This is a genomic window from Streptomyces sp. NPDC059850 (genome assembly GCF_042731515.1).
Taxonomy (GTDB): domain Bacteria; phylum Actinomycetota; class Actinomycetes; order Streptomycetales; family Streptomycetaceae; genus Streptomyces.
In genome coordinates, this window is record NZ_JBHWJI010000051.1 from 31,322 (window position 1) to 55,783 (window position 24,462).

22 protein-coding genes and 2 tRNA genes are annotated in these 24,462 nt (G+C 69.4%); 12 read left to right on the forward strand and 12 right to left on the reverse strand.

Annotated elements, in window-relative coordinates; genetic code table 11:
* Positions 1 to 134 precede the first annotated feature (134 nt).
* Together ACFV9T_RS32325 and ACFV9T_RS32330 are read left to right on the forward strand one after the other, a co-directional pair.
* Positions 135 to 656 (forward strand): hypothetical protein, encoded by a 522-nt coding sequence (locus tag ACFV9T_RS32325; protein ID WP_385446035.1) that lies wholly within the window; start codon positions 135 to 137, stop codon positions 654 to 656.
* The gene (locus tag ACFV9T_RS32330; protein WP_385446036.1) at positions 643 to 969 is read left to right on the forward strand and encodes a winged helix-turn-helix domain-containing protein; all 327 of its coding nucleotides are present in this window, start codon (positions 643 to 645) and stop codon (positions 967 to 969) included. The genes ACFV9T_RS32325 and ACFV9T_RS32330 overlap by 14 nt, the downstream gene beginning before the upstream one ends.
* Positions 970 to 1,045: 76 nt before the next feature.
* Here the strand turns inward: ACFV9T_RS32330 and ACFV9T_RS32335 are convergent.
* Positions 1,046 to 1,118, reverse strand: a tRNA-Ala gene (locus ACFV9T_RS32335).
* A gap of 118 nt (positions 1,119 to 1,236) precedes the next feature.
* Between ACFV9T_RS32335 and ACFV9T_RS32340 the strand changes: the two genes are divergently transcribed.
* Positions 1,237 to 1,785, forward strand: coding sequence for a DNA-binding protein (locus tag ACFV9T_RS32340; protein ID WP_385446038.1), 549 nt, complete (start codon positions 1,237 to 1,239; stop codon positions 1,783 to 1,785).
* Between the two features lie 48 nt (positions 1,786 to 1,833).
* Positions 1,834 to 3,459, forward strand: a complete 1,626-nt coding sequence (locus tag ACFV9T_RS32345) for a serine/threonine-protein kinase (RefSeq protein ID WP_385446039.1) — start codon at positions 1,834 to 1,836, stop codon at positions 3,457 to 3,459.
* A 1-nt stretch (position 3,460) separates the two neighbouring features.
* On the opposite strand, the gene ACFV9T_RS32350 is transcribed toward ACFV9T_RS32345, so the two are convergent.
* The 11 genes from ACFV9T_RS32350 to dnaA form a co-directional block, all read right to left on the reverse strand.
* Positions 3,461 to 4,864 carry a hypothetical protein gene (locus tag ACFV9T_RS32350; RefSeq protein ID WP_385446041.1) on the reverse strand — a complete coding sequence of 468 codons (1,404 nt, stop codon included), beginning with the start codon at positions 4,862 to 4,864 and terminating at the stop codon, positions 3,461 to 3,463.
* A 140-nt stretch (positions 4,865 to 5,004) separates the two neighbouring features.
* Complete coding sequence (locus ACFV9T_RS32355) at positions 5,005 to 5,139, reverse strand: DLW-39 family protein (RefSeq protein ID WP_003958712.1); 135 nt, start codon at positions 5,137 to 5,139, stop codon at positions 5,005 to 5,007.
* Between the two features lie 178 nt (positions 5,140 to 5,317).
* Positions 5,318 to 5,391, reverse strand: a tRNA-Ile gene (locus ACFV9T_RS32360).
* Between the two features lie 71 nt (positions 5,392 to 5,462).
* Positions 5,463 to 6,323 (reverse strand): DUF3566 domain-containing protein, encoded by an 861-nt coding sequence (locus ACFV9T_RS32365; protein WP_385446042.1) that lies wholly within the window; start codon positions 6,321 to 6,323, stop codon positions 5,463 to 5,465.
* Positions 6,324 to 6,326: 3 nt separating this feature from the next.
* Positions 6,327 to 8,939, reverse strand: coding sequence for a DNA gyrase subunit A (gene gyrA, locus ACFV9T_RS32370; RefSeq protein ID WP_385446044.1), 2,613 nt, complete (start codon positions 8,937 to 8,939; stop codon positions 6,327 to 6,329).
* A 44-nt stretch (positions 8,940 to 8,983) separates the two neighbouring features.
* Positions 8,984 to 11,014, reverse strand: coding sequence for a DNA topoisomerase (ATP-hydrolyzing) subunit B (gyrB, locus tag ACFV9T_RS32375; protein WP_385446046.1), 2,031 nt, complete (start codon positions 11,012 to 11,014; stop codon positions 8,984 to 8,986).
* Between the two features lie 375 nt (positions 11,015 to 11,389).
* A complete protein-coding gene (locus ACFV9T_RS32380) occupies positions 11,390 to 11,914 on the reverse strand; it encodes a DUF721 domain-containing protein (protein ID WP_385446047.1) in 525 nt (174 codons plus the stop codon).
* A complete protein-coding gene (recF, locus tag ACFV9T_RS32385; protein WP_385446048.1) occupies positions 11,911 to 13,065 on the reverse strand; it encodes a DNA replication/repair protein RecF in 1,155 nt (384 codons plus the stop codon). The genes ACFV9T_RS32380 and recF overlap by 4 nt, the downstream gene beginning before the upstream one ends.
* 50 nt (positions 13,066 to 13,115) lie before the next feature.
* Positions 13,116 to 13,994: a phosphogluconate dehydrogenase (NAD(+)-dependent, decarboxylating) gene (gene gnd, locus ACFV9T_RS32390; RefSeq protein WP_385446049.1), complete on the reverse strand. Its 879-nt coding sequence runs from the start codon at positions 13,992 to 13,994 to the stop codon at positions 13,116 to 13,118.
* A gap of 112 nt (positions 13,995 to 14,106) precedes the next feature.
* Complete coding sequence (dnaN, locus tag ACFV9T_RS32395; RefSeq protein ID WP_385446050.1) at positions 14,107 to 15,237, reverse strand: DNA polymerase III subunit beta; 1,131 nt, start codon at positions 15,235 to 15,237, stop codon at positions 14,107 to 14,109.
* Positions 15,238 to 16,098: 861 nt separating this feature from the next.
* Positions 16,099 to 18,159, reverse strand: coding sequence for a chromosomal replication initiator protein DnaA (gene dnaA, locus ACFV9T_RS32400; RefSeq protein ID WP_385446051.1), 2,061 nt, complete (start codon positions 18,157 to 18,159; stop codon positions 16,099 to 16,101).
* Between the two features lie 298 nt (positions 18,160 to 18,457).
* Here dnaA and rpmH point away from each other — a divergent pair, with 298 nt between their 5' ends.
* From rpmH to ACFV9T_RS32440, 8 genes are all read left to right on the forward strand, one after another.
* Positions 18,458 to 18,595, forward strand: coding sequence for a 50S ribosomal protein L34 (gene rpmH / locus ACFV9T_RS32405; protein WP_006348049.1), 138 nt, complete (start codon positions 18,458 to 18,460; stop codon positions 18,593 to 18,595).
* Positions 18,596 to 18,619: 24 nt separating this feature from the next.
* Positions 18,620 to 19,003, forward strand: a complete 384-nt coding sequence (gene rnpA, locus ACFV9T_RS32410; RefSeq protein ID WP_009716484.1) for a ribonuclease P protein component — start codon at positions 18,620 to 18,622, stop codon at positions 19,001 to 19,003.
* Entirely contained in the window at positions 19,000 to 19,317 is a 318-nt protein-coding gene (yidD, locus tag ACFV9T_RS32415) for a membrane protein insertion efficiency factor YidD (RefSeq protein ID WP_385446052.1), read from the forward strand. The genes rnpA and yidD overlap by 4 nt, the downstream gene beginning before the upstream one ends.
* Before the next feature lie 3 nt (positions 19,318 to 19,320).
* Positions 19,321 to 20,460, forward strand: coding sequence for a membrane protein insertase YidC (yidC, locus tag ACFV9T_RS32420; protein WP_385446053.1), 1,140 nt, complete (start codon positions 19,321 to 19,323; stop codon positions 20,458 to 20,460).
* 15 nt (positions 20,461 to 20,475) lie between these two features.
* Positions 20,476 to 20,985 (forward strand): protein jag, encoded by a 510-nt coding sequence (locus tag ACFV9T_RS32425; protein WP_385446054.1) that lies wholly within the window; start codon positions 20,476 to 20,478, stop codon positions 20,983 to 20,985.
* 113 nt (positions 20,986 to 21,098) lie between these two features.
* A complete protein-coding gene (gene rsmG, locus ACFV9T_RS32430; RefSeq protein ID WP_385446055.1) occupies positions 21,099 to 21,812 on the forward strand; it encodes a 16S rRNA (guanine(527)-N(7))-methyltransferase RsmG in 714 nt (237 codons plus the stop codon).
* A 248-nt stretch (positions 21,813 to 22,060) separates the two neighbouring features.
* On the forward strand, positions 22,061 to 23,155 hold the full coding sequence (locus ACFV9T_RS32435) for a ParA family protein (RefSeq protein ID WP_385446056.1): 1,095 nt from the start codon (positions 22,061 to 22,063) through the stop codon (positions 23,153 to 23,155).
* On the forward strand, positions 23,152 to 24,297 hold the full coding sequence (locus ACFV9T_RS32440) for a ParB/RepB/Spo0J family partition protein (protein ID WP_385446057.1): 1,146 nt from the start codon (positions 23,152 to 23,154) through the stop codon (positions 24,295 to 24,297). The genes ACFV9T_RS32435 and ACFV9T_RS32440 overlap by 4 nt, the downstream gene beginning before the upstream one ends.
* Positions 24,298 to 24,462 lie beyond the last annotated feature (165 nt).

Below are 24,462 nucleotides of genomic sequence, written 5' to 3' on the forward strand. Positions count from 1 at the left end.
TGCACGGGCCAACACCAAGAGCGGCAACACCACTTTGGTTGACTCCTCTCACTCAGGGAACTAGTTTCCTGACAGGAAACGTGTTCCACTGAAGCACGTCCGAGTCCCCCACGCTCAAGCCCAGGAGGTACCCCATGTCCAACCGTTCGATCTCGGCAGCCGAGGCCGCCCGCGCACTCCAGGACGTCGAGCAGCGCCGCGGCCAAGCCCAGGCGTCGGAGCGGGAATCCCGTTGGGTCGGCGTCGTGTTCGGCGTCGCGATTTTCGCCGAGCTGGCGGCACCCGACTTCTTCGGGGAGGGCGTGCGCATCGGGGTCTCCTGGGTGGTCACCGCGCTCGTCGTGGCGTACGCGGTCATGCTGCGGACCCCACGCGGCGGCGCCCTGCTGGGCCGGGCCACCCATGTACGCAAACGCGAACTCTCCTCGCGTTTCGTGGTGTCGGCCCAGGTGGCGCTCGCCGCTGTGGTGCTGATGGGCTTCATCGGCGCGTACTTCCTGGACGACGGACTGTTCCCGTACGCGGGGACGGTCCTGGGTGCGGTGCTCGGCGGCACCCTGATCCTCTTCGGCCGCAGCCTGCAGCAGGCCCTGAGCTCCCTCGCCGCACGCGACTCCGGCACCAGTTCGGACAAGGGCGCCAATGGATCCCGCTGACTTCGACGCCGCCCTCCTCGACCCGACCCGGCTGTCGATCGTGTCGCTGCTAGCGGGCGTGAACTGGGCCGAGTTCGGCTGGGTGCGCGAGACGGTGGGCCTGTCCGCCTCCGCCCTCTCCAAACAGGTGAGCACGCTTGAAGCCCGCGGCTATGTCGAGACGAAGAAGGGCTACGTGGGCAAGCGCCCCCGCACCTGGGTCCTTCTCAGCCAGACCGGACGGGACGCCCTCGAAGGACATGTGGCGGCGCTGCACCGGATCGTCGAGGAATCCCAGCGAGCCGCGGCGCGGCACGAGAAACAGGAGTCCTAGGCGGCACCCCATCCGCCACCTACCCAAAAAGCTCTCCTGACCTGCGTTTTTGCAGGTCAGGAGAGCTCTCATAGAGTGGAGCCTAGGAGAGTCGAACTCCTGACATCCGCCATGCAAAGACGGCGCTCTACCAACTGAGCTAAGGCCCCTTCGCCGATCAGGATACCTGGTACCGGCGGCCTTTCCCGACCGGGTATCGCTCGCGGGTAGCGCTCTCCGTAGGATGCCACGCAAGATTCGCGGCAGCGAAGCGAAGGGGAGAGCGAGATGGACGCAACACAGCAGGATGCCACCGCGCGCGCACGAGAGCTGCAGCGCAGTTGGTACGGGGAACCGCTGGGGGCGCTCTTTCGCCGTCTCATCGACGACCTCGGTCTCAACCAGGCGCGCCTGGCCGCCATCCTCGGGCTCTCGGCGCCCATGCTGTCCCAGCTCATGAGCGGACAGCGCGCCAAGATCGGCAATCCGGCGGTGGTCCAGCGGGTGCAGGCGCTCCAGGAGCTGTCCAGTCAGGCGGCGGACGGCCGGGTGAGCGCCGCCGAGGCGGCGGAGCGCATGGAGGAGATCAAGAAGACCGCGGGCGGGTCGGTCCTCAACTCCACCGCACAGACCGCCGCCAGCACCGGGGCCCCGACCGTGCGGCGCGTGGTCCGCGAAATCCAGTCGCTGCTGCGGTCCGTGGCCGCCGCCGGGGACATCATCGATGCGGCGGATTCTCTCGCCCCCACCCACCCCGAGCTGGCAGAGTTCCTCCGTGTGTACGGCGCCGGGCGGACCGCCGAGGCGGTCGCGCACTACGAGGCGCACCAGAGCTGACGGGCTGTTGGACTGCTGACCATTCGATGACGGGGCGGGCACGGCGCGATGGGTGAGATCTTCGCGGGCCGGTACGAACTGGTGGACCCGATCGGGCGCGGAGGCGTGGGCGCCGTGTGGCGGGTCTGGGACCATCGCCGCCGCCGGTACGTCGCGGCGAAGGTGCTTCAGCAACGCGACGCGCACACACTGCTGCGCTTCGTGCGGGAACAGGCCCTGCGGATCGACCACCCCCATGTGCTGGCTCCGGCGAGCTGGGCGGCGGACGACGACAAGGTGCTGTTCACCATGGACCTGGTGGCCGGCGGCTCGTTCGCACACCTCATCGGCGACTACGGTCCACTGCCAACCCGCTACGTGTGCACCCTGCTGGACCAGTTGCTCTCCGGGCTGGCCGCGGTCCACGCGGAGGGAGTGGTCCACCGGGACATCAAGCCCGCGAACATCCTGCTGGAGTCCACCGGAACCGGCCGTCCCCATGTCCGGCTGGGCGACTTCGGCATCGCGCTCACCAAAGGCGAGCCCCGCCTCACCGAGGCCAACTACGTGATGGGCACGCCCGGTTACTTCGCGCCCGAGCAGATGATGGGCGAGGAGCCGGACTTCCCGGCCGACCTGTTCGCCGTAGGCCTGGTGACGCTGTATCTGCTCCGCGGGCACAAGCCCGACGGGGAAGCGATCGTGAAGCTGTTCGGCGAGCACGGCGTGCCGCACGCCCCCGAGGGCGTGCCCGAGCCGCTGTGGCAGGTGATAGGCGGGCTGCTGCAGCCCGACCCGGAGGACCGGTTCCGGTCCGCCACGGGGGCGCGCAAGGCGCTCGCGTCGGCGGTCGAGATGCTGCCCGAGGCCGGTCTCGACGACGAGGCGATCGAGGTCTTCGACCATCTCGGGCCGCTGCCGACCGGATTCGGCCCGAACGGCCCGGCCCGGCCTGGCCGCCGTCACGCGAAGGCCGATCCGCCCGGGGGCACCGCGACGGCGCCGCGCCCCTCGCCGCCCGCCACCGAACCAGCCGAACCCGACCAGTCCGCTGACCCCGCCGCCGGACCCGCCGCTGGGCAGAACAACGGACCCGCCGTCGGGCCCGCCGCCGCACTGCCCGCGGCCGAGCCGCCCGCGCAGCCGTCGATGTCGGACACCGGCAGCTTCACCCTCCCGCCACCGCAGCCGCGGACGCCGCACCCCGGGACCCCACACCCCCAGCCTGAACAGCCCCGAACGCCGCCCCCGCGGATATCGCCACTCCCGGCGCCGCCCCAGCAGGCGCCGACTCCGCACCCCGCGACACCTCATCCACAAACCCCCCATCCTCAAACCCCGCTCCCTCAGCCCCCACAGCAGCCGCCGACCCCGTCGACCGCGGCGCCGCTCCCGCAGCCGCCCCAGCCGCCCGCACACCAGCCACAGGGCCCACAGCCCGGACAGCCGGGCCCATCGCCCCAGCCCGCGCACCTTCATACGCCCCCCACTCCCACGCCCGCACCGGCCGCCGCGCCCCTGCCGGCGCCGCGTGATTACCCCCTCACCCGTGCATACACCGCTCGGACGCCCCAGGTTCCCGCCGCCCGCGCCGCGCGGCGCCGGGGGCCGTCCCGCAAGACGACGGTCGCGATCCTGATCGTCGCGGTGCTGTGCTTCGCCGTGGGGGCGTGGGCACTGGTCGCCGCGGGCTGAACTACCAGGCGGGCGGCGGCCCGTACCGGCGCTGTCCGGTCGTCGGATCCACCGCTTCCGGCCCCTCCCGCACGCCGTCCGCCGCGGCCCGGCGCCGGGCGGTCAGGATCCATACCCCGAGCCCGACCAGCAGCAGCGAACCCGTCCCGAAGCTCGTGTAGGCCACCGCCTGGAGCGTGGCGCGGTGCTCGGCGCCCGGGCGGCCCATGGGGTCGGGCTGGAGCGGCGAGGCCGCCTTGCGGGCCTCCCGCTTCTCGGCGTCCGTGAGCCCGAAGCCCGCCGTGACCGCGTTCCCGTCGTAGGCCGGGCCACTGCTCGCCTGCCCTGCGATCCGCACCCGCAGCGTCACCGGAACCGTCCGGTCCAAGTGGGGTTCCACATTCGGCGGATTGAGCGTGACCGCCAGGTAGTACCCGCCGGTGAGGCTCATGGCGCGCACCGAGTAGTCGGCCTTCGCATACCGGTTCCCGTACGCCGCAGGGGCCGTGCTGACCTCGGACTGCGGCCGCTCGCCCTCCGGGGCCAGGGCGGTGCCCCGCTTCGCCAGCCCCCGCGCCGGGTTGTAGGCACGCATGACCACCGCCTGGCCGAGCAGACGGGTGCTCTTGTCCGCGCCGTCGGCGGGGAGTTCGGCGATAGCGGATATCCGCTGTCCCCAGTCGACCGGCACCCGGTAGAAGTGGGTCTCCCCCGGCTCGAAGTCGTCCTGCCACACCCCCGTGGACACCAGCGGCGCGTCGGAGAAGCCCCGCCCGCCCTGCCGTGGCCTGGCGCCGCCGGACGGCGGCTGGGGCGGCTCGGCGTGCCAACTGCCCTCCGGAGCCTGGCCGGTGGATCCGCCCTTCACCGGCGGCTCCACCATCAGCCGCAGCTCCAGCGGCCAGCTGTCGGGGTCCGCGGAACCGGCCTGGCGCTCCACGGTGACCAGATACCGGCCCGCCGTGCGGCAGGAGGCCACCGAGCCCGAGCCGGTCTGACGGGTGACGTAGTCGGCGAGGGGATAGGCGACCCCCTTCGTCTCGATCCGCCGGGGAGTGGTGTCGCAGATGCCGCCCTCGGGGTTCTTCAGCGTCACCGTGACGCCGTCGCGGTACGAGACGACGCCCGCGCCCGGCCGGGGCGCGGCGACCGCCGAGACGTAGGCGGCGGACTTCGCGTCGAGGTCGACGCCGTAGAACCGCTTCTCACCGGGCCCCAGGCGGTCCGCGTACGTCCGGCCGGGTCTCAGGGACGGGGCGTCCGCGCCGCTCCCGGCGCCCCGCACCGGGGTGCCCCGGACCCGGTACTCCCGGGCCCCGGTGGCGCTGTCAGCGGCTGCGACCGGGATCTGCACCGCCATCGTCGCCACGGCGCACAGCGCCGTCACCGCGGTGAAACCTGCCCTGTGCCTGCTGCGGTGCTCCATCGCGTCCCCCTCGTCGCACCGGTCTCATACCGGTCGACCAGCACGTCACATTTGCTTATGCAAGCGATTTGTTTGCGAGAGTAAAGACGAGGGCCCCGACCGCTGCAGCGATCGGGGCCCTCGTAACGGGACTGTGGGGGTCACACACCCGAACCTGCGGGCACGGAGTCGGTCGCCTCCGTCCACAGATCCTGCTCGGCGCGATCCGCCTGGATCTGGCGGTACACGAGGAGCCCGCCGATGGCGGCCAGTGCGACCAGGAGAAGCTTCTTCACCGCGCTACCTCGTCTCTTTCTTGACGTAGGGGACCTCTGGCGCCCGATGATACACACCGACCGATACCGTTCGGTGACCTATGCGCGGCATCGGCGGGCGGTATCCGGTCATCAACTCCCCGGGCACCCAAATGAATCAGCCTGGACGGAGAATCTCCGTCCAGGCTGATCGCGCCGGTGGGGCTAACAGGACTTGAACCTGTGGCCTCTTCCTTATCAGGGAAGCGCTCTAACCGTCTGAGCTATAGCCCCGCGCTGCACCGAAAGATTAGCGCACCACCTGCCCAGTCCCAAAATCGGTAACGGCGGCCGTCCCGGTCCGGCTACTCGTCCTCGGCCAGCGTCAGCTCCACGCCGCCCACGAAGCCCGCCGACAGGTTGTAGATGAACGCGCCCAGCGTGGTCAGAGCCGTTGCCAGCACCACGTTGATCACGGCGATCACCGAGGTGAACGTCATGACGCGGGGAAGCGACAGGAACGACTCCAGATCGAAGCCGCCGCCCTGCTGGCCCTCGGTCGCCTCGCTGATCGTCCCGCCCACCGCGCTGAAGACGCCCATGGCGTCCATGACCATCCACAGCACCGACGCGGCGACCACCGTGCAGATCCCGAGCGCTATCGCGAGCAGGAAGCTGACCTTCATGACCGACCACGGGTCGACCTTCGCCACCCGCAGCCGCGCCTTGCGCGTACGCGGCGCCGGGCGCGCGGCGGGCACACCGCCGCCGGTACCGGGGCCGGGGCGGCGGGCCGCCGCCCCGTGGGGCTGCTGCCCGGGCACGGCGGGCTGCTGCGCCGTGGAGGCTCCGCGCCCGGCCGTGGCCGACGCGCCCGCGGCGCCCGCCGCGCCGCCGCCGGGCGGCGGCGAGTAGGCCTGCGGCGGGTGGTACGGCCGCTCGGGCTGCGGCTGGGCGGCCCGCTCACTGGGCAGCGGGCTCGCCGTACGCCGCTCGGACTGCGACTCGGCCTGCGGCGCGGGCTCGGCGTCCGACGCGGGCACGGGACGCAACTTCCGGGTCTCCGTCACCGTGCCCCCGTGGGAGTCGGCGCCCCCCTGGGAGTCGGAGGCGGGGCCACGGGCGTCTTTCCCGGCGGACGCGCCGCCCGCGGAGGACGGGGGCTTCGATCCCGGACGCCCCTCGGCTCCCGTGCCGCCACCCGCTCCGCCCGTGGCTCCACTCACGACTTACTCCTCGGTCGTCTCATCGGCCGGGGGCGGCGTGCCCCCGGCCGCCTCGGACGCGGCCTCCTCGGCTGCCTCGATCGCGGTCTCGATGACGTCCTCGACCTCTTCAGCCTCACGACCGGCCTCGGCGTTCCGGGCGATGCCGACGACGGCATCGCGCTTGCCCAGGTTGATCAGTTGGACGCCCATGGTGTCACGGCCCGTCTCCCTGACCTCGCTGACCCGTGTACGGATCACACCGCCGCCGAGCGTGATGGCGAGGATCTCGTCGCTCTCCTCGACCACCAGCGCTCCGACCAGCGAACCCCGGTCCTCCACGATCTTGGCGGCCTTGATTCCGAGGCCGCCGCGACCCTGGACGCGGTACTCGTCGACGTTCGAACGCTTCGCGTACCCACCGTCGGTGGCGGTGAACACGAACGTACCGGGCCGGACGACATTCATCGAGAGCAGCTCGTCGTCCTCGCGGAAGCTCATGCCCTTCACGCCCGAGGTCGCGCGCCCCATCGGCCGCAGCGAGTCATCGGTCGCCGTGAACCTGATCGACTGCGCCTTCTTGCTGATCAGCAGCAGATCGTCCGCGGCGGAGACCAGCTCGGCGCCGATCAGTTCGTCCTCGCGGCCGTCGTCCATCTCCCGGAGGTTGATGGCGATCACACCGCCGGAGCGCGGCGAATCGTAATCCTTCAGTGGTGTCTTCTTCACCAGACCCGACTTGGTGGCCAGCACCAGGTACGGCACGGCTTCGTAGTCCCGGATCGCCAGGATCCGGGCGATCTGCTCATCCGGCTGGAACGCCAGCAGATTCGCGACGTGCTGACCGCGCGCCTCGCGGCCCGCGTCCGGGAGCTCGTACGCCTTGGCCCGGTAGACCCGGCCCTTGTTGGTGAAGAACAGCAGCCAGTGGTGGGTGGTCGAGACGAAGAAGTGGTCGACGATGTCGTCCTGCTTCAGCTTCGTCCCGCGCACGCCCTTGCCGCCGCGCTTCTGCGAGCGGTAGTCCTCGGTCTTGGTCCGCTTCAGATAGCCGCCACGGGTGATCGTGACGACGATGTCCTCCTCGGCGATCAGGTCCTCGATGGACATGTCGCCGTCGAAGGGCACCAGCTTGGAGCGCCGGTCGTCGCCGAACTTCTCGATGAGCGCGGTCAGCTCCTCGCTGATGATCTGCCGCTGCCGCTCGGGCGAGGCGAGGATCGCGTTGTACTCGTTGATCTTCGCCTGCAGCTCGTCGTGCTCCTGGATGATCTTCTGACGCTCCAGGGCGGCCAGCCGCCGCAGCTGCATCTCCAGGATCGCGTTCGCCTGGATCTCGTCGATCTCCAGCAGCCCCATCAGGCCGCCGCGCGCGGTGTCGACCGTGTCGCTGCGCCGGATCAGCGCGATGACCTCGTCGATCGCGTCCAGCGCCTTGAGCAGGCCGCGCAGGATGTGCGCCCGCTCCTCGGCCTTGCGCAGCCGGTAGCGGGTCCGGCGGACGATGACCTCGACCTGGTGGGTGACCCAGTTGCGGATGAACGCGTCCAGCGACAGGGTCCGCGGCACGCCGTCGACCAGCGCCAGCATGTTGGCGCCGAAGTTCGTCTGCAGATCGGTGTGCTTGTAGAGGTTGTTGAGGACGACCTTGGCGACCGAGTCCCGCTTGAGCACGATGACCAGGCGCTGGCCGGTGCGCGACGAGGTCTCGTCGCGGACGTCCGCGATGCCGCCGATCCGGCCGTCCTTCACCAGGTCGGCGATCTTCTGCGCCAGGTTGTCCGGGTTGACCTGGTACGGCAGCTCGGTGACCACCAGGCACTGGCGGCCCTGGATCTCCTCGACCTCGACGACCGCTCGCATCGTGATCGAGCCACGCCCGGTGCGGTACGCCTCTTCGATGCCCTTGCGGCCCACGACCAACGCGCCGGTCGGGAAGTCCGGGCCCTTGATGCGGTCGATCAGGGCCTCGAGCAGCTCCTCCTGGGTGGCCTCCGGGTTCGCCAGGAACCACTGGGCACCCTCGGCGACCTCGCGCAGATTGTGCGGCGGGATGTTGGTGGCCATGCCCACCGCGATGCCCGCCGAGCCGTTGACCAGCAGGTTCGGGAAGCGGGCCGGCAGGACCGTCGGCTCCTGGTTACGGCCGTCGTAGTTGTCCTGGAAATCGACGGTCTCCTCGTCGATGTCCCGGAGCATCTCCATGGCCAGCGGCGCCATCTTGCACTCGGTGTACCGCATGGCCGCCGCGGGGTCGTTGCCCGGGGAGCCGAAGTTGCCGTTGGAGTCGACCAGCGGCATGCGCATGGACCACGACTGGGCCAGCCGCACGAGGGCGTCGTAGATGGACGAGTCACCGTGCGGGTGGTACGTGCCCATCACGTCGCCGACGACGCGGGCGCATTTGTAGAAGCCCTTCTCGGGCCGGTATCCGCCGTCGTACATCGCGTACAGCACGCGCCGGTGCACCGGCTTGAGGCCGTCCCGGACGTCGGGCAGCGCACGGCTCACGATGACGCTCATCGCGTAGTCGAGGTACGAGCGCTGCATCTCGGTCTCGAGGCCGACCGCCTCGATGCGCATGGCGGCGCCTTCGGCGAGTTCGTCGGGCGTGGTGGGGTTGTTCTCGTCGGCCATTGCTGGTCAAGTCCTTCTGTCGTCTGCGGCTGCGGGTGGCCGACTCAGATGTCGAGGAAGCGGACATCCTTGGCGTTGCGCTGGATAAACGAACGCCGGGCCTCGACGTCCTCGCCCATCAGGACCGAGAACAGGTCGTCGGCCTGCGCCGCGTCGTCCAGCGTGACCTGGCCGAGGACCCGGCTGTCGAGGTCCATGGTGGTCACGCGCAGCTCCTCGGCGTTCATCTCGCCCAGACCCTTGAAGCGCTGCACCGAGTCGTCCTTGATGCGCTTGCCCTGCTCGCGGCCGGCCTGGATCAGGGCGTCCCGCTCCCGGTCCGAGTACGCGTACTCGAAGTCGTCCCGGCCCCACTTGATCTTGTAGAGCGGCGGGCGGGAGAGGAAGACGTGCCCGGCCTCGACGAGCGGACGCATGAAGCGGAAGAGGAACGTCAGCAGCAGGGTGTTGATGTGCTGGCCGTCGACATCGGCGTCCGCCATCAGGATGATCTTGTGATAGCGGAGCTTGGCGATGTCGAAGTCCTCGTGCACACCGGTGCCGAAGGCCGAGATCAGCGCCTGGACCTCGTTGTTCTGGAGGATCTTGTCGACCCGGGCCTTCTCGACGTTGAGGATCTTGCCTCGGATCGGAAGGATCGCCTGGTACTGCGGGTCACGGCCGGACTTGGCCGAACCGCCGGCGGAGTCACCCTCGACGATGAAGATCTCGCACTTCGCCGGGTCGTTGGACTGGCAGTCGCTCAGCTTGCCCGGCAGCGACGCGGTCTCCAGCAGCCCCTTGCGGCGGGTCAGGTCGCGCGCCTTGCGGGCCGCCACCCGGGCCGTCGCCGCCTGGATCCCCTTGCGGATGATGTCCGCCGCCTCGTTGGGGTTCCGGTCCAGCCAGTCGGTCAGGTGCTCGTTGACGATCTTCTGGACGAAGGTCTTCGCCTCGGTGTTGCCCAGCTTCGTCTTCGTCTGGCCCTCGAACTGCGGCTCGCCCAGCTTGACCGAGATGATCGCGGTCAGGCCCTCGCGGATGTCCTCACCGGTGAGGTTGTCGTCCTTCTCGCGGAGCAGCTTCTTGTCGCGCGCGTACTTGTTGATCAGGTACGTCAGCGCTGCCCGGAAGCCCTCCTCGTGCGTACCGCCCTCATGGGTGTGGATGGTGTTCGCGAAGCTGTAGACACCCTCGGAGTACTGGGTGTTCCACTGCATCGCGATCTCCAAGGAGAGCAGCCGCTCCTTGTCCTCGGCCTCGAAGCCGATCACCGTGGGGTGAACCAGCTCGCCCTTGCGGGAGTTGAGGTACGTGACGAAGTCGACGATGCCGCCCTCGTAGTGGTACTTCACGGAGAGCGGGTTGCCCTCCTCGTCCACATGGGCGTCGCGCTCGTCCCGCAGCGAGATCGACAGCCCCTTGTTCAGGAACGCCATCTCCTGGAAACGCCGGGACAGCGTCTCGAACGAGTACTCGGTGGTCTCGAAGATGTCCCCATCGGCCCAGAAAGTGACCGTCGTGCCGGTCTCCTCCGTGGCCTCGTTGCGGGCCAGGGGCGCCGTCGGCACACCAGTCTTGTAGTCCTGGGTCCAGCGGTGTCCGTCCGTCCTGACCTCGACTGAGACCTTCGTGGACAGGGCGTTGACGACGGAGACGCCGACACCGTGCAGACCACCGGAAACGGCGTAGCCGCCGCCGCCGAACTTGCCGCCCGCGTGCAGGACGGTCATCACGACCTCCACGGCCGGCTTCCCCTCCGAGGGGACGATGCCCACCGGGATGCCGCGGCCGTTGTCGATGACGCGAACCCCGCCGTCGGGGAGGATCGTGACGTCGATCGAGTCCGCGTGACCGGCCATGGCCTCGTCGACGGAGTTGTCGACGACCTCCTGGACGAGGTGGTGCAGGCCGCGCTCGCCGGTGGAACCGATGTACATACCGGGTCGCTTGCGGACCGCGTCCAGCCCTTCCAGCACGGTGATCGCACTGGCGTCGTACGACGGCGGAGCCAGGGCCTCGCCGCCGGGGATGGACGTGATGTTTTCGATGGGGTTGCCGGAATCGGCCACGAAGCGCCCTTTCTGGCACAGCACATGCCGTCTCCGGGCAGGCAGGAGCGGCTGCGTCGTTCAACATGTGTCCGCAAGCGCTCGGTGCGCCAGCGGCGACGGTGTACTCGCCCAGTCTACCGGTAGCGCCGACAAGAATGGGGGCTTGCTGGTGCCTGAGTCCGCATGTGCCGCCCTGAACCGGTCGGCGGCGACTCCCCATATGCGGGGACGGGCTCCAAGAGGCTCACACCGCCACTCAGCGCTTCGAGCTGTCAACCACCGGCTACCGTGACCGGGGTCTCAGCCGTCACCCTGTGCTCAGGCGTCCATACAGGCCCTGAGGACGGGTCCGGACGGCGTCCGGGGGCGGGCCGGACAGGCTTCCGGGGACGGATCCGTACGGGCCCCGGGCGACCGTCAGCCGTAGGTGTCACCCGGGCCGGTGCTGCCGGGGGAGCGCAGCGGGCCGTAGCGCCGGGGCGGGCCGCCCGGGCCCAGCACCTTGATCAACCGCACCGTGCCCTGCCCGAGATCGGCGTTGAGCCGGGCCACCAGCTGCGGTGCGAGCAGCCGCAGCTGGGTCGCCCACGCCGTGGAGTCGCAGCGCACCGTCAGCACCCGGGCGTCCTCGTCGTACCGCTGCGGCTCACAGTGCTGGGCGACCTCCGGGCCGACCATCTGCGGCCAGCGGCCCATCACCCCGCCGACCGCCGCCGGGGCCTCCCAGCCCCGCTCGGTGATCAGCCGGTTGATCGCCGCACCCAGCGGGAGCGGATCGCGTCCATCGGCGCGCGCGCCGGAGCGCAAGCCCCCTCGACGCGCCTGCTTCTTCTGCTGGGCGGCCGCGCCACGGGCCCGCGCCTGCTCCTTGGCGGCGCGCAGCGCGACCCGCGCCAGATCGACGCCCGAGGGCTCGGGGGTCTTCGGGGCCTGGTCCGTCATACCCGCCGCACCTCCCCCTCGGCCACCGCGTAGCGCACGCCCGCCAGCACCTCCGGGACATCCTCCTCCACGGCCGCCGTGACCAGCACCTGCTCCCCGGGGGCGACCAGCTCGGCCAGCCGCTCCCGGCGCCGGGTGTCCAGCTCGGCGAAGACGTCGTCGAGGACCAGCACCGGTTCGGCGCCCTCCGCGCGCAGCAGGTCGTACGAGGCCAGCCGCAGCGCGAGGGCGTACGACCAGGACTCGCCATGGCTCGCGTAGCCCTTGGCCGGAAGCCGCCCGAGCTTGAGGACGAGGTCGTCCCGGTGCGGTCCCACCAGCGTGACGCCGCGCTCGATCTCCTGTTTGCGCGCGTCGGCCAGGGCGGCCATCAGCCGCTCGTACAGCTCCTCGCGGCTGCCGGCCGCGGCCAGGTCCTCACCGGCCGAACCGCGGTACTCCAGCAGGACCGGGCCACCGCCCGGGGCCAGTTGCTCGTACGCCTTGTCGGCGAGCGGCCGCAGCACGCCGATCAGATCGAAGCGCTGGGCGAGCAGCTCGGCGCCGGTCCGGGCCAGGTGCTGGTCCCAGACGTCGAGGGTGGACAGCGCCGCGTCGCCACTGCTGCCGCCGCTCCCGCCGCGCGAGCCGTGCCGACGGGCCAACGCGGCGGTCTTCAGCAGGCTGTTGCGCTGCTTGAGCACCCGGTCGTAGTCCGAGCGGACCCCGGCCATGCGCGGTGCACGGGCGGTGATCAGCTCGTCGAGGAAGCGGCGGCGCTCACCGGGGTCGCCCTTGACCAGGGCCAGGTCCTCGGGCGCGAACAGCACCGTGCGCAGGATGCCGAGCACATCACGCGGTTTGACCTGCGAGGACCGGTTGATGCGGGCGCGGTTGGCCTTGCCGGGGTTCAGCTCCAGCTCGATCAGCTGCTGCCGGTCCCCCTGGACCACCGCGGCCCGGACGACCGCCCGCTCGGCGCCCATGCGCACCATCGGGGCGTCTGAGGAGACGCGGTGACTGCCGAGCGTGGCGAGATAGCCGACGGCCTCGACCAGATTGGTCTTGCCCTGGCCGTTGGGCCCGACGAAGGCGGTGACGCCCGGGCCCAGGGCGACCTCGGCCCGGGCGTACGAGCGGAAGTCGGCGAGCGACAGATGCGTGACGTGCATGATGGGCTGCGCCGACCTCCCCCGGCAGTACTACACCCTTGAGGTGCTGCTTACTTGGTGTTCTCGACCGCGTGACCGCCGAACTGATTGCGCAGCGCGGCGACCATCTTCATCTGCGGGGAGTCGTCCTGACGCGAGGCGAAGCGGGCGAACAGGGACGCCGTGATCGCGGGCAGCGGCACCGCGTTGTCGATCGCGGCTTCCACGGTCCAGCGGCCCTCACCCGAGTCCTCGGCGTATCCGCGCAGCCTGGTCAGGTGCTCGTCGTCGTCCAGGGCGCGGACGGCCAGGTCCAGCAGCCAGGAGCGGATGACGGTGCCTTCCTGCCAGGAACGGAACACCTCGCGGACGTCGGTGACCGAGTCCACGGCCTCCAGCAGCTCCCAGCCCTCGGCGTAGGCCTGCATCATCGCGTATTCGATGCCGTTGTGGACCATCTTGGCGAAGTGGCCCGCGCCGACCTTGCCCGCGTGGACGGCCCCGGCGCTTCCCTCGGGCTTGAGCGCGTCGAAGACCGGCTGGACCTTGGCGACATGCTCGGCCGCACCGCCGTACATCAGCGCATAGCCGTTCTCCAGGCCCCAGACTCCGCCGGAGACACCGCAGTCGACGAAGCCGATGCCCTTGGCGCCCAGCTCCTCGGCGTGCTTCTCGTCGTCCGTCCAGCGGGAGTTGCCGCCGTCCACGACGATGTCGCCGGGCGACAGGAGTTCGGCCAGCTCGTCGATGGTGGTCTGGGTCGCGACACCGGCCGGAACCATGATCCACACCACGCGCGGGCCCTTGAGCTCGCTCACCAGCTCACCGAGGCTGTGCACATCGGCGACGTCCGGGTTGCGGTCGTATCCGATAACGGTGTGGCCTGCGCGGCGAATGCGCTCGCGCATGTTGCCGCCCATCTTGCCGAGGCCGACGAGACCGAGCTCCATCAATGATCCTTATGCCGTAGTCAGTGCGGTTCGTACCTGGGACCGAGCCTACGCCCGCGAGTGTCCGCACAGATGTTGGCTACACCCGCTCATCCGCTCGGTCTTCGGCACCTCAGCCGCTCAGCCGGACCGGCATGATCAGGTACTTGTACGCCTCGTCCGCCTCGGCGTCCATGGCGGGCTTGCCACTGAGCAGAGCGGGCTTCGTCGACGTGGTGAAGGACAGCTGGGCGACCGGGGAGTCGATCGCGCTGAGCCCGTCGAGCAGGAACGTCGGGTTGAAGGCGATGGAGACGTCGTCGCCGTCGAGCTGGGCGTCGACGCGCTCCACAGCCTGTGCGTCGTCGCTGGAACCGGCCTCCAGGATCAGCACGCCCTGCTCGAAGCTGAGCCGCACCGGCGTGTTCCGCTCGGCGACCAGGGCCACACGCTTGACGGCCTCCACGAAGGGCGCGGTCTCGATCACCGCGACGGAGTTGAACTCGGTCGGGAAGAGCGAGCGGTACTTCGGCAGGTCACCCTCGAGCAGCCGGGTGGTCGTACGGCGCCCGGCGCCCTCGAAGCCGATCAGCCCCTCGCCCGCGCCCGAGCCGGACAGCGCCAGGGCGACCGTGTCGCCGCTGGTCAGCGACTTGGCGGTGTCGAGCAGCGTCTTGGCGGGGACCAGGGCGACGGCGGAGATGTCCGGCGTCTCCGGCTTCCACAGGAACTCGCGGACCGCGAACCGGTAGCGGTCGGTGGACGCCAGCGTGACGGTGTCGCCCTCGATCTCGATCCGCACACCGGTGAGCACCGGCAGGGTGTCGTCCCGGCCGGCCGCGATGGCGACCTGGGCGGCGGCGGCGGCGAAGACCTCACCGGGGACGGTGCCGGTCGCGGTCGGCATCTGCGGCAGCGCCGGGTACTCCTCCACAGGCAGTGTGTGAAGGGTGAAGCGCGACGAGCCGCAGACGACGGTCACGCGCACACCGTCGGTGGAGATCTCCACAGGGCGATTGGGGAGAGCGCGGCAGATGTCGGCGAGGAGGCGGCCGGAGACCAGGACCGTGCCGTCGTCCTCCACGTCGGCTTCGACGGAGACGCGGGCCGAGACCTCGTAGTCGAAGCCGGAGAGGCTCAGCGCGCCTTCCTCCGCCTTCAGCAGGATGCCCGCGAGGACGGGCACCGGCGGACGGGCCGGGAGGCTGCGGGCTGTCCAGGCCACTGCCTCCGCGAGTACATCGCGCTCCACCCGGATCTTCACCGGAAACCGCCTCCTGCTGTTGCTGGCTCGCCCTGCTGGCCTTCGTCGTCGGCTGTTGTGCCGGAGACCAGTCTGACGCACGGCGCTGACAGTCGGCGCGGCTCGGGGTCAAGTCGGTGCGAGACGTGTCGGGCGGCTCGGCCCGAAGTTGTGCACAGGCCCCACTTCGAAGCGATTTCCCCGCTCTAACTCTGTGGTCGTAGTAGTAGGGCCTGTGGAAACCGTGGATAACTGCCTTTGCGCAGGTCAGCACCGCTTTTTTGTCCACCGACCCTGTGGGCGGCACCCGTGGACAACTCACGCGTTCTGTGGACGCCGGAAAGTTCTGCACACGCGATGCACAGGAGTGGCCCGGTTCTCCCCAGCGGCGTCCCCAGTTTTACCCACGTTCCCCACAGCCCAACCCGGCTCCTTGGTGTGACGCCTTTCACTCGGTCCGGTGAGGGTGACCATTTCGTTGCCGAACAGTGGACAGGCGTGTGGAGGAGCTGTGGGTAACCCCCCTGTGCCTGTGGGCGGCCGGTGGACAACTCGAAGCACGGCCTGTGGGCAATCTCGTCGTCCACAGTCTGTGGACTGAGGTTTGCCACAATTCCACAACCGCCTGACCTCCACTGATCCCATCCTGCACCCCAAGCCTGTGGACGGATTCGGGACAACCGAGAAGTCCCCAAGGTGTGGACGGCGCATTCGCCGCCGATCTGTGGAGAACTCGCCTGTCAGGGCATGGAATCGAACAGCTGGGGAGAGCGAACGACGAAGGGCGCCCCGGGAGTTGTCCGTCCCGGAGCGCCCTGGTGCGTCTCTGCGGTGTGTCACGGGGCCGTGTGGCGCCCGTCGCCGACCGTCTCCGCGGCCCGCTCAGCCGTTCTTGATGCGGTTGGTCAGCTCGGTGACCTGGTTGTAGATGGAGCGCCGCTCGGCCATCAGAGCCCGGATCTTGCGGTCCGCGTGCATCACGGTCGTATGGTCCCGGCCGCCGAACTGCGCGCCGATCTTGGGCAGGGAGAGATCGGTCAGCTCACGGCACAGATACATCGCGATCTGCCGCGCCGTGACCAGCACCCGGCTGCGGGAGGCGCCGCACAGGTCGTCCACCGTGTGCCCGAAGTAGTCGGCGGTGGCGGCCATGATCGCGGTGGCGGTGATCTCCGGGGCCGCGTCCTCGCCGCCGGGGATCAGATCCTTGAGGACGATCTCGGTGAGGCCGAGGTCCACCGGCTGCCGGTTCAGGCTCGCGAAGGCCGTGACCCGGATCAGCGCACCCTCCAGCTCCCGGATGTTGCGGGAGATCCGGGAGGCGATGAACTCCAGCACCTCCGGCGGCGCGTTCAGCTGCTCCTGCACCGCCTTCTTGCGGAGGATCGCGATCCGCGTCTCCAGCTCCGGCGGCTGCACATCGGTGATCAGCCCCCACTCGAAGCGGTTGCGGAGCCGGTCCTCCAGGGTGACCAGCTGCTTGGGCGGCCGGTCGGAGGAGAGCACGATCTGCTTGTTGGCGTTGTGGAGCGTATTGAAGGTGTGGAAGAACTCCTCCTGCGTCGACTCCTTGCTCGCCAGGAACTGGATGTCGTCGACCAGCAGGATGTCCATGTCGCGGTAGCGCTTGCGGAACGCGTCCGCCTTGCCGTCGCGGATGGAGTTGATGAACTCGTTGGTGAACTCCTCGGAGCTCACGTAGCGCACCCGGGTGCCGGGATAGAGGCTGCGGGCGTAGTGCCCGATGGCGTGCAGCAGATGGGTCTTGCCGAGCCCCGACTCCCCGTAGATGAAGAGCGGGTTGTACGCCTTGGCCGGCGCCTCGGCGACCGCGACCGCCGCGGCGTGCGCGAAGCGGTTGGAGGCACCGATGACGAAGGTGTCGAAGAGGTACTTGGGATTCAGCCGGGCGGTCGGCTCACCGGGGCCGGACGCGGGCGCGGGCTGCGCGGCGAGCGGGCCGGGGGCGCCGGTCTGCGAGGGCAGGACGGGCGGTCCGCCGCGGGCGCGCTCCAGCGGGTCGGGGAGATCGTGGCGCTGCTGCTCGTACGGCGGGCGCTCGGGTGCGCCGCCGTGGCCGCCCGGACCGCCGTGGCCCCCATGACCGCCATGGCCACCGTGGCTGCCGGAACCGCCCGGACCGGGGCGCTCCTGGCCGGGGCCCCGGTAGTCGCCGCGCGGCTGCTGGTCGTACGGCTGCTGGTCGTAGCCGGACGGGGAGCGCTGCTGCGAGGCGTACGGATCGGCCTCGGGGAAACCGCCGAGCCGGGGCTGCTGCCAGCCGTAGTCGTCATGGGGCCGCTGCCAGGCGGCGGGCTCGGGGCGCTGCTGCTGATAGCCGGGGTACGCGGGGCGGGCGGTCGGCAGCTCGTCGGGCGCCTGGCGGCCGTAGCCGTCGCGGCTCTCGTAACTCTCGTACCCGTCGCGACCGTCGCGGTTCTCGTATCCCTCGCGGTGGTTCTCGTATCCGTCCCGGCTGTCCCGGCTGTCGCGCTGCGACTGCTGCGGGATGATCGGCTCACCGGCCGACTCGTCGACGGTGATCGCGATGCGGATCGGGCGGCCGCACTCCCGGCTCAGCGTTTCGCTGACGATCGGGGCCAGCCTGCCCTCCAGCACGCCCTTGGCGAATTCATTGGGGACGGCGAGCAGGGCGGTGTCGGCGACGAGGGCGAGGGGCTGGCACCGTTTGATCCAGTGCTCGTCCTTGGCCTCGACGCCCTGCCCTCCCTGACCCGTGCCTTCTCCCAGAAGCCGTTCCAGCACGCGTGGCCACACTGCGGCAAGATCGGCAGGTACGTCAGCCACAGGGCACGCTCTCTCACTCGCTGGGTGGGGGACGCCGACATGTCCCACGAAAGGTGGTTCTCGGGACGGGTGGGAAGGAATCGGAGCCCGGCCACGGTAGTCAGGCCGGGGTACAGGGTTCAAGTCGTTGTCCACAGGGTGTGTACAAATGTGCCATGTGATGTCGCCGGTCGTTCCCGTGCCCCACGGGCGGACGGAGCGGTGCGCGGTGCGGGCCGTCTGTCGGTTTGACCGGATGGCGTAACCGCGCGTACCGTAACCAGGTCGAGTTGTCGATGGCTGCTGCCGCCTGCCTCCGATGGGCAAGGGTCACGGACTTCATGATCCGTGATCGTGAAGCGGTGCACTCGGGCGTATTGCGAGCTACTCGTGGGCGCACGGTGACAGCCAGGCGATGTACCGCCACTACCCGATTCATTTCTGGAGCCCCCGAGTGAGCAAGCGCACCTTCCAGCCGAACAACCGTCGTCGCGCGAAGACCCACGGCTTCCGGCTGCGTATGCGGACCCGTGCCGGCCGCGCGATTCTCGCGTCCCGCCGTAGCAAGGGTCGCGCCAGCCTGTCGGCCTGAGCAGCCTGACCCAAGGTCCATGACGTGCTGCCTACCGAGCATCGGCTGAGGCGGCGCCAGGACTTCGCCGCCGCGGTACGACGCGGACGCAGGGCTGGTCGCCCGCTTCTCGTCGTGCACTTTCGCAGCGGCCTCACCAGCAAAAACACGGACCCGCACGCACCTGGGGAGAGTGCTCCCCCGGCGCGTGCGGGTTTCGTCGTCAGCAAGGCGGTCGGCGGTGCCGTCGTCCGCAACCTGGTGAAGCGCAGACTGCGCCATCTCATGCGGGACCGTCTCGATCATTTTCCCGCAGGTAGCCTTGTGGTCGTACGGGCGCTGCCCGGTGCGGGTGAGGCGGGTCACGACCAGCTGGCCCGCGACCTCGACACCGCAGTGCAGCGGCTACTGGGAGGGGTGCCGCGATGAAGTACCCGCTGCTGTGGTTGATCAAGCTGTACCAGTGGACCATCAGCCCCATGTTGGGACCGGTCTGCAGGTACTACCCGTCGTGCTCACACTATGGCCACACGGCCATTGACCGGCACGGCGCGGTGAAAGGAACGGCGCTGACGGCGTGGCGCATCCTGCGCTGCAACCCGTGGTCGCCCGGTGGCGTCGACCATGTGCCGCCCCGGAAGCATCCGGTGTGGCACCAGCGGCTGCGGAACCGCTTCGGCGGGCACTCCGCTGTGGAGCCTGCCGCACAGCCCGAGACCCAGCCCAACGCCCAAGGAGCCTGATTCGTGGACACGATCCTCGGTCCTCTTTATGACGTAGTTTCCTGGATCATCGTCCAGTTCCACTCGTTCTACAGCCTTCTTTTTGACCGGAACAGTGGCTGGGCGTGGGGTCTGTCCATCGTTTCGCTGGTGGTGCTGATCCGCATCTGTCTGATCCCGCTCTTCGTGAAGCAGATCAAGGCAACGCGGAACATGCAGGCGCTCCAGCCGAAGATGAAGGCGATCCAGGAGCGCTACAAGAGCGACAAGCAGCGCCAGTCCGAAGAGATGATGAAGCTCTACAAGGAGACGGGCACCAACCCGCTCTCGAGCTGTCTCCCGATTCTGGCGCAGTCGCCGTTCTTCATCGCGCTCTACCAGGTCCTCAACCACATCGCGAACAACAAGACGGTCGGCGTCATCGACCAGTCGCTGTTGGACAGCGCCCGTAACGCGCACATCTTCGGCGCTCCCCTGTCCGTGAAGTTCATGGACTCCGCTTCGAAGGTCGAGTCCCTCGGAGCGTCGCTGACGGACGTCCGCATCGTGACGATCACCATGATCGTGCTGATGTCGGCGTCGCAGTTCTTCACCCAGCGCCAGCTGATGACCAAGAACGTCGACCTCACGGTGAAGACGCCGTTCATGCAGCAGCAGAAGATGCTGATGTACGTCTTCCCGATCATGTTCGCCGTCTTCGGCATCAACTTCCCCGTCGGTGTCCTCGTCTACTGGCTGACCACCAACGTCTGGACCCTCGGCCAGCAGATGTTCGTCATCCGCCGCAACCCCACCCCGGGCAGCGTCGCCTTCGAGGCCCGCCAGGAGCGGCTGCGGGCCAAGGGCAAGCTGAAGGAGGAGCCGGCCGAGGTCGCCGCCAAGGAGGCCGCCGAGACGGCCCGTGCCAACCGCCAGCAGCCCAAGCGGCAGACCAAGTCGAAGCGCACCACCGCGGGCGGCCACGGCCACAGCAAGGCGACGGCGCAGTCGGAATCCACGGCGAAGGTGACCAAGTCCGACCAGGAGCCGACGCAGCAGAGCGCGGCGGAGAAGAAGGGCTCGCAGGGCGGCAAGCCGGCCGGCGGCTCGGCCTCCGGCTCCCGGAACACGAAGTCCGGGCAGCGCAAGGGCCAGCAGCGGCCCAAGCACCCGTCCAAGAAGTAACGAAGGAGTCCATCCGTGACGGAAGGCACCACCCCCGCCGCCGAGGGTGTCGACACCCTGACCCGCCTCGAACAGGAAGGGGAGATCGCGGCCGACTACCTCGAAGGTCTGCTGGACATCGCGGACCTCGACGGTGACATCGACATGGACGTCGAGGCCGACCGCGCAGCGGTGTCGATCATCAGCGAATCGACCAGCCGTGACCTGCAGAAGCTGGTCGGCCGTGACGGTGAGGTGCTGGAGGCCCTTCAGGAGCTGACCCGGCTCGCGGTGCACCGGGAGACCGGTGACCGGAGCCGGCTGATGCTCGACATCGCCGGATACCGGGCCCGTAAGCGCGCCGAGCTGACCGAGCTGGGCACCAAGGCCGCGGAAGACGCGAAGGGCTCCGGCGAGCCGGTGAAGCTCAAGGCGATGACGCCGTTCGAGCGCAAGGTCGTACACGACGCGGTGGCCGCCGCCGGACTGCACAGCGAGTCCGAGGGCGAGGAGCCCCAGCGCTGTGTGGTCGTACTCCCGGCCTGACCAGGCCCGGCCTCATGGTCTCCCCGGCCCCGTCTGTGCGCAGACGGGGCCGAATCTTGTCAGCCTTACATCAGCATCGTTCAGACAGTGCTCGGTACGGAAGGACGGTCCCCGTGACGGAAGCAGCGGAGCTACCCCCGGCGCCCGAGGAGGCTCGGGATGTATTCGGTGAGTGCTTCCCGGAGGCTGTTCGGTATGGCGAGCTGCTGGCCGATGTGGGCGTGACCCGCGGGCTGATCGGCCCGCGCGAGGTGCCGCGGCTGTGGGAGCGGCATCTGCTGAACTGCGCCGTGCTCTCCGAGGTGGTGCCCGAGGGCGTCACCGTGTGCGATGTGGGCTCGGGCGCCGGCCTCCCCGGCATCCCGCTGGCCCTGACCCGCCCGGATCTGCGGATCACTCTGCTGGAGCCGCTGCTGCGCCGTACGAACTTCCTTCGGGAAGTGGTGGAGCTGCTGGGCCTGGAGCATGTCACGGTCGTGCGCGGCCGGGCCGAGGAGGTCCTGGGGAAGCTTCCTCCGGTGCATGTGGTCACGGCGCGTGCGGTGGCCCCGCTGGACCGGCTGGCCGGCTGGGGGGTTCCGCTGCTGCGGCCGTACGGGGAGATGCTGCTACTGAAGGGCGACACGGCCGAGGAGGAGCTGAAGCATGCCCGCGCGGCGCTGAGCAAGCTCGGCGTGGTGGACACCTCGGTGCTGCATGTCGGCGAGGGCGTCGTGGATCCGCTGTCCACCGTGGTGCGGGTCGAGGTCGGGGAGAGCCCCGGTGGTGTGAGGTTCGCCGCGAAGCGTGCCAAGGCGGCGCGGAAAGCGCCGCGACGTCGTCCCTGAGCCCCCTGACGTAGGCCGACCGGCCTGACAGGGTGCTCCATACAAGCTGCCTAAACTACGCATACCGGAGTGTCGCGACGGAACAACGGGCCTGCCCGTGCATCGTGTTTCACGTGAAACGTCGCTCCCTGCTGCATGGAATCATCAGTCGCGGTCGTGCGGCGGCTCTGCCCCGCGACCGTCGCCCCCGTAAAGATGTGGATTCATCCACAGGAGGACGGGCCTCGCTGGTTCACAACCCCCAAAGCATGGCAGGCTCTGTGCATCGCGAGCCTGATGTCGAGGAGAGTGAATCCTTGCGGTCCGACGCCAACATCGCGGGGCCGATGACCGATCCGGTCCCCGGCCCCCGTACCGAATCGGCGGGGGAGGACGTTTCACGTGAAACTCCGCCCCCGATGGACGACACCCCAATTGGCCGTTCCGCTCAACTGGCGGTGGAAGCGCTTGGCCGGGCTGGTGAGGGACTGCCCAGGCCGGAGCAGACCCGGGTGATGGTGGTCGCCAACCAGAAGGGCGGGGTCGGGAAGACCACGACCACGGTCAATCTGGCGGCGTCTCTCGCCCTGCACGGTGGACGAGTCCTCGTGATCGACCTCGACCCGCAGGGCAACGCCTCGACGGCGCTGGGGATCGACCACCACGCCGAAGTCCCCTCGATCTACGACGTCCTGGTCGACAGTAAGCCGCTGTCCGATGTGGTGCAGCCGGTGCCGGACGTGGAGGGGCTGTTCTGTGCCCCGGCCACGATCGACCTCGCCGGTGCCGAGATCGAGCTGGTCTCTCTGGTGGCGAGAGAGAGCCGGCTGGAGCGAGCCATCCAGGCCTACGAACAGCCACTGGACTACATCCTCATCGACTGTCCGCCCTCGCTCGGGCTGCTGACGGTCAATGCGCTGGTCGCCGGGGCGGAAGTGCTGATCCCGATCCAGTGCGAGTACTACGCTCTGGAGGGGCTCGGGCAGCTCCTGCGGAACGTCGATCTGGTGCGGGGTCATCTCAACCCCAAGCTCCATGTCTCGACGATCCTGCTCACGATGTACGACGGCCGGACCCGGCTGGCCTCCCAGGTGGCGGACGAGGTCCGCAGCCACTTCGGCGGCGAGGTGCTCCGGACGAGCATCCCGAGATCGGTGCGCATCTCCGAGGCCCCCAGCTATGGGCAGACGGTCCTCACCTATGACCCGGGATCGAGCGGTGCGCTCTCCTATCTTGAGGCGGCCCGGGAGATCGCGCTCCGCGGGGTGAACGTGCAGTACGACCCCCAGCACGCTCATGCCTTGCCCATGCCCGAGATCAGCCAGCACGACCAGCACAGCATGCAGCAGGAGGGGATTCAGTGAGTGAGCGACGCAGAGGACTGGGCCGTGGGCTCGGTGCTTTGATCCCTCCCGCGCCGAAGGGGACCGACAACGCCGGGTCCGCGACGGGCGGGGGGACGGCCACGGCCTCAGGGGCCAGCACCTCACCGACCGCGGTCCCGGTGCTCACCCAGGAGCGCGGGGTGGCGGCGGCCAAGGTGGCCGGTCTGGCCGCACAGAGCGTTCCACGTGAAACCGAGCCACCCGCCCCGCCGGAGAAGGAGCCCGAGGCCGCGCCTCCGGCCCCGGTGGACGAGGTGGCCGGGGCGCACTTCGCCGAGCTGCCGCTCGACTTCATCACACCCAACCCCCGTCAGCCGCGTGAGGTGTTCGACGAGGACGCCCTGGCCGAGCTGGTCACCTCGATCCAGGAGGTCGGCCTCCTCCAGCCGGTCGTGGTGCGGCAGCTGGCGCCGGAGCGCTATGAGCTCATCATGGGCGAGCGGCGCTGGCGGGCCTGCCGTGAGGCGGGGCTGGAGAAGATTCCCGCGATCGTCCGGGCCACCGACGACGAGAAGCTTCTGCTCGACGCGCTGCTGGAGAACCTGCACCGGGCACAGCTCAATCCGCTCGAAGAGGCGGCGGCGTACGACCAGTTGCTGAAGGACTTCAACTGCACGCATGACGAGCTGGCGGACCGGATCGGGCGTTCGCGTCCGCAGGTCTCCAACACGCTGCGGCTGTTGAAGCTCTCTCCCTCCGTCCAGCGCAGGGTCGCGGCGGGCGTCCTCTCCGCGGGCCATGCCCGGGCCCTGCTCTCCGTGGATGACTCGGAGGAACAGGACCGGCTGGCGCATCGCATCGTCGCCGAGGGGCTGTCGGTGCGGGCGGTCGAGGAGATCGTCACCCTCATGGGGTCGCGGTCGGACGGTGCTCCCAAGTCGAAGGGACCGCGGGCCGGTGCCCGGGTATCCCCCGCGCTCACGGATCTGGCGTCCCGGCTGTCGGACCGCTTCGAGACGCGGGTGAAGGTCGACCTCGGTCAGAAGAAGGGAAAGATCGTCGTCGAGTTCGCCTCGATAGACGATCTGGAGCGGATTCTCGGCTCCCTGGCACCGGGCGAGGGACCGGTGCTGGAGCAGCCGCTGTCCGCCGAGGACAAGGCGGAGGACGAGGACGAATGAGGCGCTGACCCCGCGGTCCGGCCGTGGGGAAGCACCTGGGGGCGGGGGGGGGGTGGGGGCAGACGAAGAGACACACACCCCGGGATAAGAAGAGGGCGGTGGGGTGGGAAAAGGACCAACTCAAGAGTGCAAGATGTGTGGGTCGGTAAGGAGGAGGGCAGCCAG

Coding starts and splice junctions, on each gene's coding strand:
- recF (WP_385446048.1), bottom strand. CDS start 13,065: ATGCACGTCACGCATCTGTCGCTCGCCGACTTCCGCTCGTACGCCCGG.
- gyrA (WP_385446044.1), bottom strand. CDS start 8,939: ATGGCCGACGAGAACAACCCCACCACGCCCGACGAACTCGCCGAAGGC.
- ACFV9T_RS32345 (WP_385446039.1), top strand. CDS start 1,834: ATGGGTGAGATCTTCGCGGGCCGGTACGAACTGGTGGACCCGATCGGG.
- gnd (WP_385446049.1), bottom strand. CDS start 13,994: ATGGAGCTCGGTCTCGTCGGCCTCGGCAAGATGGGCGGCAACATGCGC.
- ACFV9T_RS32325 (WP_385446035.1), top strand. CDS start 135: ATGTCCAACCGTTCGATCTCGGCAGCCGAGGCCGCCCGCGCACTCCAG.
- yidD (WP_385446052.1), top strand. CDS start 19,000: ATGAAGTACCCGCTGCTGTGGTTGATCAAGCTGTACCAGTGGACCATC.
- ACFV9T_RS32330 (WP_385446036.1), top strand. CDS start 643: ATGGATCCCGCTGACTTCGACGCCGCCCTCCTCGACCCGACCCGGCTG.
- ACFV9T_RS32340 (WP_385446038.1), top strand. CDS start 1,237: ATGGACGCAACACAGCAGGATGCCACCGCGCGCGCACGAGAGCTGCAG.
- ACFV9T_RS32435 (WP_385446056.1), top strand. CDS start 22,061: ATGGCAGGCTCTGTGCATCGCGAGCCTGATGTCGAGGAGAGTGAATCC.
- ACFV9T_RS32380 (WP_385446047.1), bottom strand. CDS start 11,914: ATGACGGACCAGGCCCCGAAGACCCCCGAGCCCTCGGGCGTCGATCTG.
- ACFV9T_RS32350 (WP_385446041.1), bottom strand. CDS start 4,864: ATGGAGCACCGCAGCAGGCACAGGGCAGGTTTCACCGCGGTGACGGCG.